The 13,618-nt window shown below is 70.4% G+C and carries 16 protein-coding genes; 12 read left to right on the forward strand and 4 right to left on the reverse strand.

Features of this window, described 5'->3' with window-relative positions; all coding sequences use genetic code 11:
* The first annotated feature begins 215 nt into the window (after positions 1 to 215).
* The 4 genes from lipB (at position 216) to ACGFWE_RS10440 (ending at position 3,311) form a co-directional block, all read left to right on the forward strand.
* Positions 216 to 1,016: a lipoyl(octanoyl) transferase LipB gene (lipB, locus tag ACGFWE_RS10425; RefSeq protein WP_352383065.1), complete on the forward strand. Its 801-nt coding sequence runs from the start codon at positions 216 to 218 to the stop codon at positions 1,014 to 1,016.
* 74 nt (positions 1,017 to 1,090) lie between these two features.
* Positions 1,091 to 2,056 carry a lipoyl synthase gene (lipA, locus tag ACGFWE_RS10430; protein WP_352383067.1) on the forward strand — a complete coding sequence of 322 codons (966 nt, stop codon included), beginning with the start codon at positions 1,091 to 1,093 and terminating at the stop codon, positions 2,054 to 2,056.
* Between the two features lie 286 nt (positions 2,057 to 2,342).
* A complete protein-coding gene (locus tag ACGFWE_RS10435) occupies positions 2,343 to 2,543 on the forward strand; it encodes a hypothetical protein (RefSeq protein ID WP_352383069.1) in 201 nt (66 codons plus the stop codon).
* Between the two features lie 66 nt (positions 2,544 to 2,609).
* Positions 2,610 to 3,311: a DUF4191 domain-containing protein gene (locus ACGFWE_RS10440; RefSeq protein ID WP_352383071.1), complete on the forward strand. Its 702-nt coding sequence runs from the start codon at positions 2,610 to 2,612 to the stop codon at positions 3,309 to 3,311.
* A gap of 63 nt (positions 3,312 to 3,374) precedes the next feature.
* Here the strand turns inward: ACGFWE_RS10440 and ACGFWE_RS10445 are convergent, their stop codons facing one another.
* Both ACGFWE_RS10445 and ACGFWE_RS10450 read right to left on the reverse strand, forming a co-directional pair.
* Complete coding sequence (locus tag ACGFWE_RS10445) at positions 3,375 to 4,655, reverse strand: lipase family protein (protein WP_352383073.1); 1,281 nt, start codon at positions 4,653 to 4,655, stop codon at positions 3,375 to 3,377.
* Positions 4,656 to 4,812: 157 nt separating this feature from the next.
* Complete coding sequence (locus ACGFWE_RS10450) at positions 4,813 to 5,283, reverse strand: RDD family protein (RefSeq protein ID WP_352383075.1); 471 nt, start codon at positions 5,281 to 5,283, stop codon at positions 4,813 to 4,815.
* 200 nt (positions 5,284 to 5,483) lie between these two features.
* On the opposite strand from ACGFWE_RS10450, the gene glnA reads away from it, so the two are divergent.
* The 5 genes from glnA to ACGFWE_RS10475 all read left to right on the forward strand — a co-directional run bounded on the left by glnA (position 5,484) and on the right by ACGFWE_RS10475 (position 10,272).
* Positions 5,484 to 6,893, forward strand: coding sequence for a type I glutamate--ammonia ligase (glnA, locus tag ACGFWE_RS10455; protein WP_352383077.1), 1,410 nt, complete (start codon positions 5,484 to 5,486; stop codon positions 6,891 to 6,893).
* A gap of 120 nt (positions 6,894 to 7,013) precedes the next feature.
* A complete protein-coding gene (locus ACGFWE_RS10460; protein ID WP_352383079.1) occupies positions 7,014 to 7,271 on the forward strand; it encodes a hypothetical protein in 258 nt (85 codons plus the stop codon).
* 19 nt (positions 7,272 to 7,290) lie between these two features.
* Positions 7,291 to 8,664: a hypothetical protein gene (locus tag ACGFWE_RS10465; protein WP_393599275.1), complete on the forward strand. Its 1,374-nt coding sequence runs from the start codon at positions 7,291 to 7,293 to the stop codon at positions 8,662 to 8,664.
* Positions 8,665 to 8,761: 97 nt separating this feature from the next.
* A complete protein-coding gene (htpX, locus tag ACGFWE_RS10470) occupies positions 8,762 to 9,685 on the forward strand; it encodes a zinc metalloprotease HtpX (protein ID WP_352383083.1) in 924 nt (307 codons plus the stop codon).
* A gap of 2 nt (positions 9,686 to 9,687) precedes the next feature.
* Entirely contained in the window at positions 9,688 to 10,272 is a 585-nt protein-coding gene (locus ACGFWE_RS10475) for a hypothetical protein (RefSeq protein ID WP_352383085.1), read from the forward strand.
* A gap of 15 nt (positions 10,273 to 10,287) precedes the next feature.
* Here the strand turns inward: ACGFWE_RS10475 and ACGFWE_RS10480 are convergent, their stop codons facing one another.
* Positions 10,288 to 10,578 (reverse strand): hypothetical protein, encoded by a 291-nt coding sequence (locus ACGFWE_RS10480; RefSeq protein ID WP_352383087.1) that lies wholly within the window; start codon positions 10,576 to 10,578, stop codon positions 10,288 to 10,290.
* A 164-nt stretch (positions 10,579 to 10,742) separates the two neighbouring features.
* Between ACGFWE_RS10480 and ACGFWE_RS10485 the strand changes: the two genes are divergently transcribed.
* Positions 10,743 to 11,942, forward strand: a complete 1,200-nt coding sequence (locus ACGFWE_RS10485; RefSeq protein WP_393599278.1) for a winged helix DNA-binding domain-containing protein — start codon at positions 10,743 to 10,745, stop codon at positions 11,940 to 11,942.
* A gap of 48 nt (positions 11,943 to 11,990) precedes the next feature.
* Here ACGFWE_RS10485 and ACGFWE_RS10490 read toward each other — a convergent pair whose 3' ends face one another.
* On the reverse strand, positions 11,991 to 12,305 hold the full coding sequence (locus ACGFWE_RS10490) for a hypothetical protein (RefSeq protein ID WP_352383091.1): 315 nt from the start codon (positions 12,303 to 12,305) through the stop codon (positions 11,991 to 11,993).
* 164 nt (positions 12,306 to 12,469) lie between these two features.
* Between ACGFWE_RS10490 and ACGFWE_RS10495 the strand changes: the two genes are divergently transcribed.
* Together ACGFWE_RS10495 and ACGFWE_RS10500 are read left to right on the forward strand one after the other, a co-directional pair.
* Positions 12,470 to 12,832 carry an arsenate reductase family protein gene (locus tag ACGFWE_RS10495; protein ID WP_393599280.1) on the forward strand — a complete coding sequence of 121 codons (363 nt, stop codon included), beginning with the start codon at positions 12,470 to 12,472 and terminating at the stop codon, positions 12,830 to 12,832.
* 107 nt (positions 12,833 to 12,939) lie between these two features.
* On the forward strand, positions 12,940 to 13,617 hold the full coding sequence (locus ACGFWE_RS10500; protein WP_393599281.1) for a hypothetical protein: 678 nt from the start codon (positions 12,940 to 12,942) through the stop codon (positions 13,615 to 13,617).
* The last annotated feature ends 1 nt before the right edge of the window (position 13,618 follow it).

The following is a 13,618-nucleotide window of genomic DNA, read 5'->3' on the forward strand; positions in this document are numbered from 1 at the left end:
CGTCACGTGGTCACGTGGTGCCCGGATTGCCTGTGAGCAGCCCTTATGGCCTGCGCGAACGGCGAATGTAGCGGAGAGTGAGCAGACGATCGCACACTTCGACGTTCGTTCATCCGATCGTGTGAGGATTGCCCCCGGGGCTGACGCCCGCGGGCCGGACGTACAGTGGCGTGGGCACCCTTCGTGCCTTACGACCTTCTAGGGAGGCGCTTGCCGTGAGTGGGTTGCGGTTCGTCCGTATGGGCTTCGGTGCGGACGCGGTCGAGTACCAGGAAGCCTGGGACGAGCAGCGCAGGGTGCACGCGGCGCGCTTCGAGGACGAGATCCCCGACACGGTCCTGCTGCTCGAACACCCCCCTGTGTATACGGCGGGCCGGCGCACCGCGGACAACGAGCGCCCCCTGGACGGCACCCCGGTCATCGACGTGGACCGCGGCGGCAAGATCACCTGGCACGGTCCGGGCCAGCTGGTGGGCTACCCGATCCAGAAGCTCCCGCGTCCGGTGGACGTGGTGGCGCACGTACGGCGCCTGGAGGAGGCCCTGATCCGCACCTGCGCGGAGTTCGGCCTCGAGACCACCCGGGTCGAGGGCCGCAGCGGCGTATGGGTGCTCGGCGACCCGGTCGAGCAGCGTCCGGCGATCGGCGGGCTCTCCCTGGACTTCGACCCCCGCCTCACCGACGAGGAGTTCGACCCGCGCCTGAACGGCCCGGAGTACGCCCCCTCCAACGCCGGCCAGCGCCGGGAGGACCGCAAGATCGCGGCGATCGGCATCCGCGTCGCCAAGGGCGTCACCATGCACGGCTTCTCGCTGAACGTGAACCCGGACAACAAGTGGTTCGACCGGATCATCCCGTGCGGGATCCGGGACGCGGGCGTCGCCTCCCTCGCGAGCGAACTCGGCCGGGACGTGACCATCGACGAGGTCCTGCCGGTCGTCGAGCGGCACCTGAGGGACGTACTGGAGAACGCGGAGCTGAAGCCGAGGGTGATCGAGAAGACACCTGCGGCCTGAGACAGGCCGCGGGCTTTCAAATCCACGGGCGTACCCTTGAGCACGCCGAAGAATCAATCGCTAGGGAGCCGGTCGTGTCCGCAGTCGCACCCGACGGACGCAAGATGCTGCGCCTGGAGGTCCGTAACGCCCAGACCCCCATCGAGCGCAAGCCCGAGTGGATCAAGACCCGGGCGAAAATGGGTCCCGAGTACACCGCCATGCAGAAGCTCGTGAAGAGCGAGGGCCTGCACACGGTCTGCCAGGAAGCCGGCTGTCCCAACATCTACGAGTGCTGGGAGGACCGCGAGGCGACCTTCCTCATCGGCGGCGACCAGTGCACCCGGCGTTGCGACTTCTGCCAGATCGACACCGGCAAGCCCGAGGCCCTGGACCGTGACGAGCCGCGCCGCGTCGGCGAGTCCGTGGTCACCATGGACCTGAACTACGCCACCATCACCGGCGTCGCCCGCGACGACCTGGAGGACGGCGGCGCCTGGCTGTACGCCGAGACGGTCCGGCAGATCCACGAGCAGACCGCGGGCCGTGAGGCCGGCCGCACCAAGGTCGAGCTGCTCGCTCCCGACTTCAACGCCGTGCCGGAGCTGCTCCAGCAGGTCTTCGAGTCCCGGCCCGAGGTCTTCGCGCACAACGTCGAGACGGTCCCCCGGATCTTCAAGCGCATCCGCCCCGGCTTCCGCTACGAGCGCTCCCTGAAGGTCATCACCGACGCCCGCGACTTCGGCCTGGTGACCAAGTCCAACCTGATCCTCGGCATGGGCGAGACCCGCGAGGAGGTCAGCGAGGCGCTCCGGCAGCTGCACGAGGCGGGCTGCGAGCTGATCACCATCACGCAGTACCTGCGCCCGTCGGTGCGTCACCACCCCGTGGAGCGCTGGGTCAAGCCGCAGGAGTTCGTGGAGCTGAAGGAGGAGGCCGAGCAGATCGGCTTCTCCGGCGTGATGTCCGGACCTCTCGTCCGGTCCTCCTACCGGGCCGGCCGGCTCTACCAGATGGCGGTCGAGAAGCGCGGTTCGTACGTCGCTTCGCAGGCCGTCTGAGCACCGCCTGAACATGATCTGAGCACTTTCGGATGGCACGGAGTGCCACTCCAAACGTGTGAATCCAAGCACAAGCAACTACCACCCGGTAGTGGCCGATTGACGCGGTCCCGGACATCCCCGCAGATAGGGGGGTCATCGGGGCCGCGTCCGCGTTTTCGGGCGGCGTATCAAGGCTTCATGGGCGTTTGACCGGCCGGTCACGCCCTGGTAACACCAATCAGTGACGCTCGTTGTACACCCCGTGCATCACTCACCCGAGCCGCCATCCCGAGGGGGGACCTCAATGCAGGCCGCGCCGGTTCGCGCCACCGCCATCCCGTCGTTCACCACTGCACTGCGTGCCGTCGAGTCGCTGCTCCTGAGCAGCGGTCAGCGCACCGCCCGCCGCAACGCCTGGACCTCCGTCCTCGAGGACCGCCGTCGCGCCAAGGACCGGGTCGAGGTGCAGCGCGTGCTGGACCAGACCTTCACCGTCAGCTCCTGAGCCGCCCCTTCCGAGGGGCGGACACTGCCGTCGTCGGCGTCTGCGGGGCCACGTAGACTTCGGGGCATGGCGAGAAGTGACAGTGCGGCGGATGCCGCGAACAGCGGGCGACTGAAGCAGATCGCCCTGACGTACAAGATGACCCGCAAGGCCGACAAGAAGATCGGCCTGGTACTCGCGGGTGTCTTCCTCCTCATCCTCGGCGTCTTTCTCGCCATCGGCTTCCTGATCGGCCACCCGGTCTACCTCGGCATCCTGGGCGTCCTGCTCGCCTTCCTCGGGACGGCGATCGTGTTCGGGCGCCGGGCCGAGCGGGCCGCGTTCGGGCAGATGGAAGGCCAGCCGGGTGCCGCCGCGGCCGTACTGGACAACATCGGCCGGGGCTGGACGACCACCCCCGCGGTGGCGATGAACCGCAGCCAGGACGTGGTGCACCGGGCCGTCGGCAAGGCCGGCATCGTCCTGGTCGCCGAGGGCAACCCGAACCGGGTCAAGGGCCTGCTGGCCGCCGAGAAGCGGAAGATGAACCGTATCGTCGCGGACGTGCCGGTCCACGACATCCTCGTCGGCACGGGCGAGGGCCAGGTCCCGCTCAAGAAGGTGCGGACCACGATGCTCAAGCTGCCGCGCGTGCTGACCGGCCCCCAGGTGACCGCCACCAACGACCGACTGCGGGCGCTGGGCGACCTGATGAGCAACATGCCGCTCCCCAAGGGCCCGATGCCGAAGGGCATGAAGCTGCCGAAGGGCGGCGGCAAGGCCCGCTGAATCCTCTCGTACGACGATGGGGGCGCCCGGTGTCACACCGGGCGCCCCCATCGTCGTAGCGGATCAGCAGTCGTTGCGGGCGGATCTGCCCGCGAAGCGGTCGCCGAGCCAGGAGACGACGTCGCCGACGGCCTGGTTGTCGGTGAGGAGGTGGTCGCCGGGGTAGATCTTCCAGCCGGTCTTCACGCCCGCGGCGCAGTAGGCGGCACGGACCGCGTCCTCCGTGGCGGTGGGGATGACCTCGTCGAGGGCGCCGCGGTACTGGAGGACGGGGAAGGCGATCTTGTAGGTCCCCAGGTTCACGCCGAGCTTCTGGGCGTCCAGGACCTGCCCCCAGGTGCGGCCGTCGCTGCCGCGCTGCCGGTAGAGCTGGTCGAGGGTGAGCCCGGCCGTGGTGAAGTCCTTGATGCTCTTGCCCGCGAGGGCGGTGACCGTGCCGGCCACGCAGACGGCCTTGGCTGTCTGCACTGCCTCCCGGCCCTGGTCGTTGAGGAGCGAGTCGAGGGGCAGTGCGGGATGGGCGGCCTGGATGCCGATGGCCGCGTCGGCGAGGAACCCGGAGAAGGCGCTGCCGTCGAGCCCGGCCGCCACCTCCTTCAGATCACCGGGGACGCCTCCGGAGGCATCCCCGACCACGTTGAGCTCGGGTGCGTAGCCCGCCGCCAGCTGGGCCGCCCACAGGCTGGCCGCGCCGCCCTCGGAGTAGCCCCACAGGCCGATACGGGCCTGCCGGGACAGACCGCTGCCCGGTACGGCGGGGGCGGCGCGGGCGATGTCGAGCAGGGCGTGGCCGGAGTCGGTGCCCGCGACATAGCGGTGCGTCTGCCCGTCGAGGTAGCCGGGACCGTCGGTCGCGGCGACGGCGTACCCGGCCTTGAGCAGGGCCGCGATGTTGTCGCCCTCGTACTCGTCCTGGTAGGCCCCGGCGAGCTGCTTGGAGAACGCGCACTGGGGGCCTAGACCGAGGGTGCCGGGGTGGAAGGCGACGACAGGACGGGGGCCGGGGCCGGTCCAGGGCGCCGTGGGGACGGCGAGGGTGCCGGAGACGGCGACGGGCCGGCCCTGGTTGTCGGTGGAGCTGTAGAGAACCTTCCACGCGGACATGGCGATGGTGCCCGGCACCTGACTCAGCGTGACGGAACGGCAGGCCAGCACGGTGCCCGGGGTGGCGGGGACGGACGCGGGGGGTGTGTAGACCTCGGCGTCCGCGGCCATACAGGCGGCGGCCTCGGTGCCGTCAGCGGCGGCAGGAGCTTCGGCGGCGGCCTGGGATACGAGGGCGCCGCCCAGCAGGGCGGCGGTGGTGAGGGCGGTGAGGGCGGTGACCAGGGCGGATCTCTTCATCGGTCCGGCGTGTCCCTTCGCAACGGGGGGAGGTTGCTTGGGTGCTCGACGCTAGGAGCCGGACCGGCTGACCCATAGTCAGCCGCCGCGCGAGTTCGCGGCGGCGGCTGTCAGGACACGACAAAGCCGTCGGGACACGACGAGGACGAGGACCTCCTCAGATCCGCACTTCCACGGTCTTCGCGAGCCGGTCGTGCAGGCCCCGGCCGTCGCGGTCCCAGATCAGGGCCGGGAGGGCGAGGCAGAGCAGGACCGTGCGCAGGAGGGCGCGCGCCGGGTGCACGCGTCCGGTGTCGAGGGCGACCACGCGCAGGCCGAAGAGGCGCTTGCCCGGGGTGAAACCGATGGTGCCGACCGTGAGGACGCCCATCACGAAGAAGACCAGCAGCGACCAGTTCGAGGTCGACGGGTCGCCGTAGCTCTGAGTGATCAACCGGGATGCAATCAGGACGCTCATCGCCCAGTCCACGGCGAGTGCGCCGAGCCGTCGCCCGGGGCGGGCGATGGACCCGGGTCCCTCCTCCGGCAGGCCGAGCTGCTGTCCGCGGTATCCGAAGTCGACACCGGCGTCCTCGGCGGCCGCGCGGGGCCCGGAGAGCCATGATCCGATTGCTTCCCTCTTGTCCACGGGTCCACGGTACTGCGACCGTTTCGGGATACGGACAGGTGGGGCCGGGCCGACGATGTCCGGTTAACTTGTGCGAAACAAATGGGTCACGCCCGAGAAACCACCCGTCCCTAGGGTCGAGAACAGCGTGTGCCACCGCACTGGCCGCACGAACGAACTACCACCCCGGTCCAGGAACGGTCGGGAGTAGGAGGAGCTGGATGTTCCAGAACGCCGACGAGGCCAAGAAGTTCATCGCGGACGAGGACGTCAAGTTCGTCGACGTCCGGTTCTGCGACCTGCCGGGCGTGATGCAGCACTTCACGCTGCCCGTCGAGGCGTTCGACCCGGACGAGGAGCTCGCGTTCGACGGTTCGTCGATCCGTGGCTTCCAGGCCATCCACGAGTCCGACATGGCGCTGCGCGCGGACCTGTCGACCGCCCGGGTCGACTCCTTCCGCCGCGACAAGACGCTGAACATCAACTTCTTCATCCACGACCCGATCACCGGCGAGCAGTACAGCCGTGACCCGCGCAACGTGGCGAAGAAGGCCGAGGCCTACCTCGCCTCCACCGGGATCGCCGACACCGCGTACTTCGGCCCCGAGGCCGAGTTCTACGTGTTCGACAGCGTGCGCTTCGCCACGTCGTCGAACGAGTCCTTCTACCACATCGACTCCGAGGCCGGCGCCTGGAACACCGGTGCGGTCGACAACAACCGCGGCTACAAGGTCCGTTACAAGGGCGGTTACTTCCCGACCCCGCCGGTCGACCACTTCGCCGACCTGCGTGCGGAGATCTCCCTGGAGCTGGCCAAGTCCGGCCTCCAGGTCGAGCGCCAGCACCACGAGGTGGGCACCGCTGGCCAGGCGGAGATCAACTACAAGTTCAACACGCTGCTCGCCGCGGCCGACGACCTCCAGCTCTTCAAGTACATCGTGAAGAACGTCGCCTGGCGCAACGGCAAGACCGCGACCTTCATGCCGAAGCCGATCTTCGGTGACAACGGCTCGGGCATGCACGTCCACCAGTCCCTGTGGGCCGGCGGCTCCCCGCTCTTCTACGACGAGGCCGGTTACGCGGGCCTGTCGGACACCGCCCGTTACTACATCGGCGGCATCCTCAAGCACGCCCCGTCGCTGCTCGCCTTCACCAACCCGACGGTGAACTCGTACCACCGTCTGGTGCCGGGCTTCGAGGCGCCGATCAACCTGGTGTACTCGCAGCGCAACCGCTCCGCGGCCATGCGTATCCCGATCACCGGTTCCAACCCGAAGGCCAAGCGCGTCGAGTTCCGCGCGCCCGACTCCTCCGGCAACCCGTACCTGGCCTTCTCGGCGCTGCTCCTGGCGGGCCTGGACGGCATCAAGAACAAGATCGAGCCGGCCGAGCCGATCGACAAGGACCTGTACGAGCTGGCTCCCGAGGAGCACGCGAACGTCGCCCAGGTCCCCACCTCCCTCCCGGCGGTCCTCAACTCCCTCGAGGCCGACCACGAGTTCCTCCTCCAGGGCGACGTCTTCACGCCGGACCTGATCGAGACGTGGATCGACTTCAAGCGCACGAACGAGATCGCCCCGCTGCAGCTGCGTCCGCACCCGCACGAGTTCGAGTTGTACTTCGACGTGTGATCGGCTCGTAGGCCAGTCCTACGGCGGCTTCACGGCGCCCCCGTCCCCGGTTTCTCGGGGCGGGGGCGCCGTCGTATGGTTTCTGGCACGGCTGTTCGAGAAGACCGACGGGGGTTAGGGATGTCCGAACAGGGCGACACGGAGCGGGAGTTCGACATCAAGTGGGCCGACGGGGCCGAGCTCAAGGAGCCCTCTGCGCGGGCCCGGATGCTCGCCGCCCGTTGGAAGGAGAATCCGCCGAAGCCCCAGCCGTTCCGCGCCGGCCCGGAGCCGAGGGCGCCTCGCCGGTCGTCGTGGAGGTCGACGGCGATCGTGTTCGGCAGTGTGGCGGCGATCGTTTTGCTGCTGGGGTACGTGAACTTCCGGGCGTCGTACTAGCCCGAGACGGGAAGCAATGATGGACGGGGACACGGCGGACAGCGCGGCGGTGGCGGTACGCCTCGCGGAGGGGGCTTCGCTGCGGGAGATGCTCGACACCACCGATCCGGCCGCTTGGCTCGCACTGGACGCCGCGGTACGGCAGACCGCCTGGCGTCCGGGCGCCGATCCGCTCACCGAGGCGCAGCTCGCCCTCGCCCTGTGCCACCGGGACGGCCGGATCCGCGCGGCTGCCCTGCAGCAGGCCCCCGCATACCCCGGGCTGTGGCCGCTGGTGGTCGTACGGTGCTCCGACTGGGCGGCGCCGGTGCGTGAGGACGCCCGGCGGGTGCTGGCAAAGGTGCTCGACCCCGGGTCCGCGGTACGGCTGATGCCGCTGATCCTGCGCATCGGGCGCCGGAGCCGGGGCGACTTCGTCATCGACCTCGCCACCGGGTTGCTGCGCGCCGCACCCCGGGGCACGCTCGCGACGCTGTACACCGGCGACGACCGGATCACCCGCAGATACGCCTACCGCCTGGCCGTCGCGCAGGGCTTCCTCTCCCCCGTCGAGCTGGCCCACGCCGCCGCCCGGGACGACGACACGGTCGTCCAGAGCCTCTGCGCGGAGGCCGCCCTGGCCGGCATCGCGGAGGGCGACGCGGACGACGACGTACTCGAACCGTTGCTCGCCGCCCGCAATCCGCGGGCGCGGTCGGCCGGGGTGACCGCGTTGCGGCGGGCCGGGCGCGGGGAGCGGGCGGTCGGGTTTCTCGGCGACCGGGCCGGGGTGGTGCGGGCCTGCGCCCGGTATGTCGTACGGCAGGCGGGGAGCGACCCGGTGGAGTGGTACCGGCGGCGGTGTGCCGACCCCGGTGATCCCGAGCTGTCGGCGGGCGTGGTGAGCGGGCTCGCGGAGTGCGGGAACTGGAGTGACGCCGAGACACTGTGGGCGTTGACCGGGCATCCGGATCCGGTGGTCAGGGCGCGCGCGGTGGGCGGGCTGCGGCTGCTGGACGTGTTGGACGTACGGCGGCTGCGAGCGCTGCTCGACGATCCCGCGCCCGGTGTGGTCCGGGAAGCGACCCTGGCGCTGGTGCCGTCCGCGCGGCTGCTGGACGACGGGTGGCTGTCGGAGCGGCTGGCGGTGCAGCGGGGCCGGGAGACGCGGGTCTCCGCGTTCCGGCTGCTCAACGCGCACGGCGGGCTCGTACGGCTGCGGGCCGCCGTCGCGCTGCTCGACGACCCGGACGACAAGCTGCGGCTCTGGGCCCGTCAGTCGGTGCGGCGCTGGCGTCCGACGGCGGATGTGCCGCCCGGGTCGGCGGAGGTGGGTGAGCTGCTGGACCGGGCGCGGCTGTTCGACGCGCACACGTTGCACCGGCTCAGGTGGGAGGCCGGGCTCAGGGACTGAGCCTTTGCCGGCCCCAGGGCTGATCGCGACCGCTTCATGGGCCGGGCCAGGTGCACACTGAAGGGTGGGACGAGTGCCTGACTGCGGGGTGGTGCAGATGCGGAGTCGTTTCCGGAGCGACCGGCGGCTGACCGTGCGGATGACGGTCACGATGTTCCTGCTCGGACTGCTGTACGTGGCGTTCTTCGCCGCGTTGATCGTGTTGCTGAAGTCGTGGCTGCTGGTCGTGGCCCTGATCGCCGTGATGTTCGTGGCGCAGTTCTGGTTCTCCGACAGGATCGCGATGTTCGCGATGCGCGGGCGGGTCGTGGGGCGGGAGGAGTATCCCGAACTGCATGCGGTGGTCGACCGGCTGTGTGCGATCGCGGACATGCCCAAGCCCGTGATCGCGGTGTCCACGATGGACATGCCCAACGCGTTCGCCACCGGGCGGAACCCGGACAACGCCGTGGTGTGTGTGACCACCGGACTGCTGCGGCGGCTGGATCCCGCCGAACTGGAGGGCGTGCTCGCGCACGAGCTGTCGCACGTGGCGCACAAGGACGTCGCCGTGATCACCATCGCCTCGTTCCTGGGCGTGATCGCCGGGCTGATCGTGCGGTTCGCCTTCTACAGCCAGCTGTTCGGCGGGCGGAAGGACCAGAACACCGCCGTGATCTTCGCTGCCGTGATGGGTGTCTCGGCGGCCGTGTACGCGCTGAGCTTCCTGCTGATCAGGGCGCTGTCCCGGTACCGGGAGCTGGCGGCGGACCGGGCCGCGGCCCACCTCACCGGCCGGCCCTCGGCCCTCGCGTCCGCGCTCACCAAGGTCTCCGGGGAGCTCGCCCGCATCCCGACCAAGGACCTGCGCACCGCCCAGGCCTTCAACGCCTTCTACTTCACTCCCGCCACCGGCAAGGAGCCCGGCATCGAGCGGATCTTCTCGACCCACCCGTCCCTGGAGCAGCGGCTGGAGCAACTGGGGCGGATCTCGGCGGAGTTGGGCGAGGCGGCGACGCCCGGGAACGGCAGGGCGGACTGAGTATGGGGCTGCTGGACATCCTGCTCGGGCGTACGAAGCCCGTCGCGCCCGATCTCGACCGGCTCTTCGCGCTGCCGTCGGCGGCCGTCACGCTGGAGGCGGCCGCCTCCTTCACGCCGACCGGACGCGGGGCGGTGTGCTTCGCCACGGTGGAGGGCGCGGCCTTCGAGCAGACGCACCGGGAGGTCCAGGCCCTGCTGGACGCGGACGCCGACCGGGACGGCCCGCCGGTGGAACTGCGGCGGGACGAGTTCGGCTACTCCTGGCTGGTCTCCGAGCGCACCCCGGAGCAGCTGCCGCAACTGGTGAACGACCTGCACGCGGTGAACAGTTCGATGGAGGTCAACGGCTTCGGGCCGCAACTGCTGTGCTCGATCGCCGGGTTCCGGGACGCCGAGGGCCGTTCCCTCGCGCTGGTCTACCTCTACAAGCGCGGCACCTTCTATCCCTTCGCGCCGCTGCCCGGCGAGGGACAGCGGCGCGACAACCCGCTGGAACTGCGGGTGAAGGCCGCGCTCACGGACGATCTGCGGATCGAGCAGGACCTGAGCCGCTGGTTCCCCCTGTGGGGCGCCCCCGGCCTCTGAGCACCGGCCCTTCCCTCATGAGCCCTTTCTCTCACGCGCCTGCCGACGGGACTCCAGGGGACGCTCGCGGCGGTAACGGCGGTCCCACTTGGCCTGCTTGTCCCGGCGGTCGCGGTACGCCCGGTAGTCGCCGGGCACGGCCCCCGAGCCGCCGCCGGACGAACCGCCCGACGAGGACGCCGAGGCCCCGCCCCGGCCGTACTGCATGTACACGAAGAGCAGGGCGACGGCGACGAGCCACCAGGTGTGGTTCCCGAAGCCCAGGATGACCAGGACGACGGTCCCGGAAAGGATGATGGTGCCCATGACGGGCCTCCGTGTGCGTGGGTGTGGTGTAGAAGAGTAGCCCCGGAGCGGCGGGGTGATGCCTGCTCTGTGCGAAGCTCTTTCGCCGCGTGGCCGCACCCCGATACAGCGCCGAGCCCCGTGTGGCGCGCGTGTTGTCAGTGGCCTGCGCCAAGATGGTCCGTATGGCTACGGATGGCGGGGAGCGGTACGTCGGGGTGGATGAGCGGCGGGCTCGGCTCGGGGTGCGGCAGCAGTTGGCCGTGCGCGCTCGGGTGGGGAGTCCCGAGGAGGTGGCCGGTGCTCTGGTCGCGCTGCACGGGTCCGATCCCGCGACCGTGTATCTGGCCGTCGGCGCGCGGCTCGCGGATCCCGCCGGGACCGTCGCCGAGACCGAGCGGGCGTTGTACGAGGACCGGTCCCTGGTGCGGATGCACGGGATGCGGCACACCGTGTTCGCGTTCCCGGCCGAGCTCACCGCGGTCGTGCACGCCTCGACCGGTCTCACGGTCGCCGCGCGGGAACGGGCCGCGCTCCTCAAGGACATGGCGAAGGCGGGTGCCCCGGACGCGGCCTGGCTGAAGGAGGTCGAGGAGTCGGCGCTGGCCGCGCTCGCCCGGCGCGGAGAGGCGACGGCGACGGAGCTCTGCGAGGACGAGCCGCGGCTGCGGGAGCAGTTCGCGTACGCGGCCGGGAAGAGCTACGAGGGCGTCCACACCGTCGTGAGCCGCCTGCTGAGGGTGCTCGGTGTGGAGGGCAAGGTGGTCCGCGGGCGGCCGCTCGGCACCTGGATGTCCTCGCAGTTCCGCTGGGCGGTGGCGCCGCCGCATCCCGAGCTCGAGGTGGCCGGGGCCCAGGCGGAGTTGCTGCGGCGCTGGCTCGCCGTGTGCGGTCCCGCCACCGAGGCCGACCTGAAGTGGTGGACGGGCTGGAAGGTGACCGACGTGCGCCGCGCCCTCACGGCGATCCGCGCGGTGCGGGTGACCGTGGACGAGGGCCCCGCGTACGTCGTCGAGGGCGACGCCGGCCCGCTCGTGGAGCCGGTGGAGCCCTGGGCCGCCCTGCTGCCCGGCCTCGATCCGACGGCGATGGGCTGGCAGCAGCGGGACTGGTATCTGGCGCCGTCCCTGCGGCCCGCGCTGTTCGACCGGAGCGGAAACGTGGGGCCGACGGTGTGGTGGAACGGGCGGGTGATCGGCGGGTGGGGCCAGCGGCCGGACGGCGAGATCGTCTGGCGGTTGTTGGACACGGACGGGGTGGGACGCGAGGCGGAGGCGGCCGTCGCGGTGGAGGCCGCCCGCTTGCGGGACTGGGTGGGGGCGACTCGGGTGCGGCCCCGGTTCCGGACGCCGTTGGAGAAGGAACTGGCCGAACCCGCGGGCTGACCGGAACGCCGGGCACCCCCGGAGAGCAGGGGTACCCGGCGTCGCGGCCTATCGGGCGTACCGCATCAGCGCCCGCACCATGTGGCACGTCGTGTCCGACGGTGGGTGGACGCCGATCATTTCCGCCGCGTCCCGGATCGTCTCGTTGCGCGCCTGGTTCGGCACGTAGACGCCGGAGTCGAGCAGGGCGATCGCGAGCCGCATCGCCTTGAGTCGGCGGTTGTGGGTGACATACCACTCGCGGGGGCGGCCCGGCGGCAACGGGCGCTTCTCCACGGGGGTGTACGGCAGGTCGAGCAGCACGGGGTGCTTCGCGGTGGACTGGGTCGGGAACGGCTTCTGCTTCAGTGCGGCAGCGGGCACAGGCATCCTCCTGTCGCGGTAAGGGCGGCCACCGGGACCCCGGCGACGCCCTCGAACACTGGTTTCATTCTACCGTCCGCCACTGACAAAAGCCCCTGGCCACAAGGGCTTTCGGGGGTGCTGTGACGCAGGTGGACAACGGGTTTTCGCAGTACCGTGGGGCCATGGAGATCTGGATCAATCCGGCCTGTTCGAAGTGCCGCAGCGCGATCAGCCTGCTCGACGCGGAAGGGGCCGAGTACACCGTCCGCCGCTACCTGGAGGACGTCCCGAGCGAGGACGAGATCCGCGAGGTGCTCGACCGGCTCGGCCTCGAACCCTGGGACATCACCCGCACCCAGGAGGCCGCCGCCAAGGAGCTCGGCCTCAAGGAGTGGGCCCGGGACGACAGTTCGCGCGACCGCTGGATCACCGCGCTCGCCGAGCACCCCAAGCTCATCCAGCGGCCCCTCATCACGGCGGACGACGGCTCGGCGGTGGTCGGCCGCACCGAGGACGCCGTGCGGGATGCCATGGCCAGGAAGTAACCGGGTGTGACGCAGGTTACGTCACCTGACTCCCGCGACCGCTGAGCAACCTCGTTCGGTATCTCGTACATAGCGGCGTACACTCCCCTAGCTCTCAGGAGTCGCGGATGTCGCGCAGGAGAACGCTCGGTACGAAGAAGAAGGTCGCGCTGCTGGTGAGCGCGGCGGTGGCGGCGGGTGGTGGGGCCTTCGTGATGGCCAGCACCTCGAACGCCGCGAGCCCGCAGACGGCCGCGGAGTCGACGGTCTGCCAGGGGCTCGCCACCGCGCTCGGCAACAACCAGCGGTTCATCGCGGATCAACGGGCCGCTCCCGACGCACAGTCGGCGGCCCGGATCGCCAACCGGGAAGCGGTGATCGCGCAGATCAAGGTGCAGCAGGAGGCGTCCGGTTGCGTGGTCGGGGAGTCGGCTCAGGGCTCCCAGGCCACCGCGGGGCAGCCCTCGCAGCCCTCGCAGTCCTCGCAGCCCCCACAGGCCGCGTCCCCCTCGGCGCCCGCCGCTTCCCAGGCCCCCTCCACCGGGAACGCCGCCTCCGGGCAGCAGGTGTGCAACGGCTCGACCGTCACCCTGTCCGGTGAGGCCGGCGCGCCCGCCGCGTCCAGCAACCAGTTCCCGACCGGTACGAAGTTGAAGGTCACCAACCTGGACAACAACAAGTCCACGACGGTGGAGGTCACTTCCGTCTCCGGCAGCTGTGCGCTGCTCAACAACGCGGCTTTCGAACAGGTACGGGAGCCCGGCAAGTTCCTCATCCGCCGGGCCTTGATCGAGAAGGTGGGGTGAG

Source organism: Streptomyces sp. NPDC048523 (assembly GCF_043199815.1).
Taxonomy (GTDB): domain Bacteria; phylum Actinomycetota; class Actinomycetes; order Streptomycetales; family Streptomycetaceae; genus Streptomyces.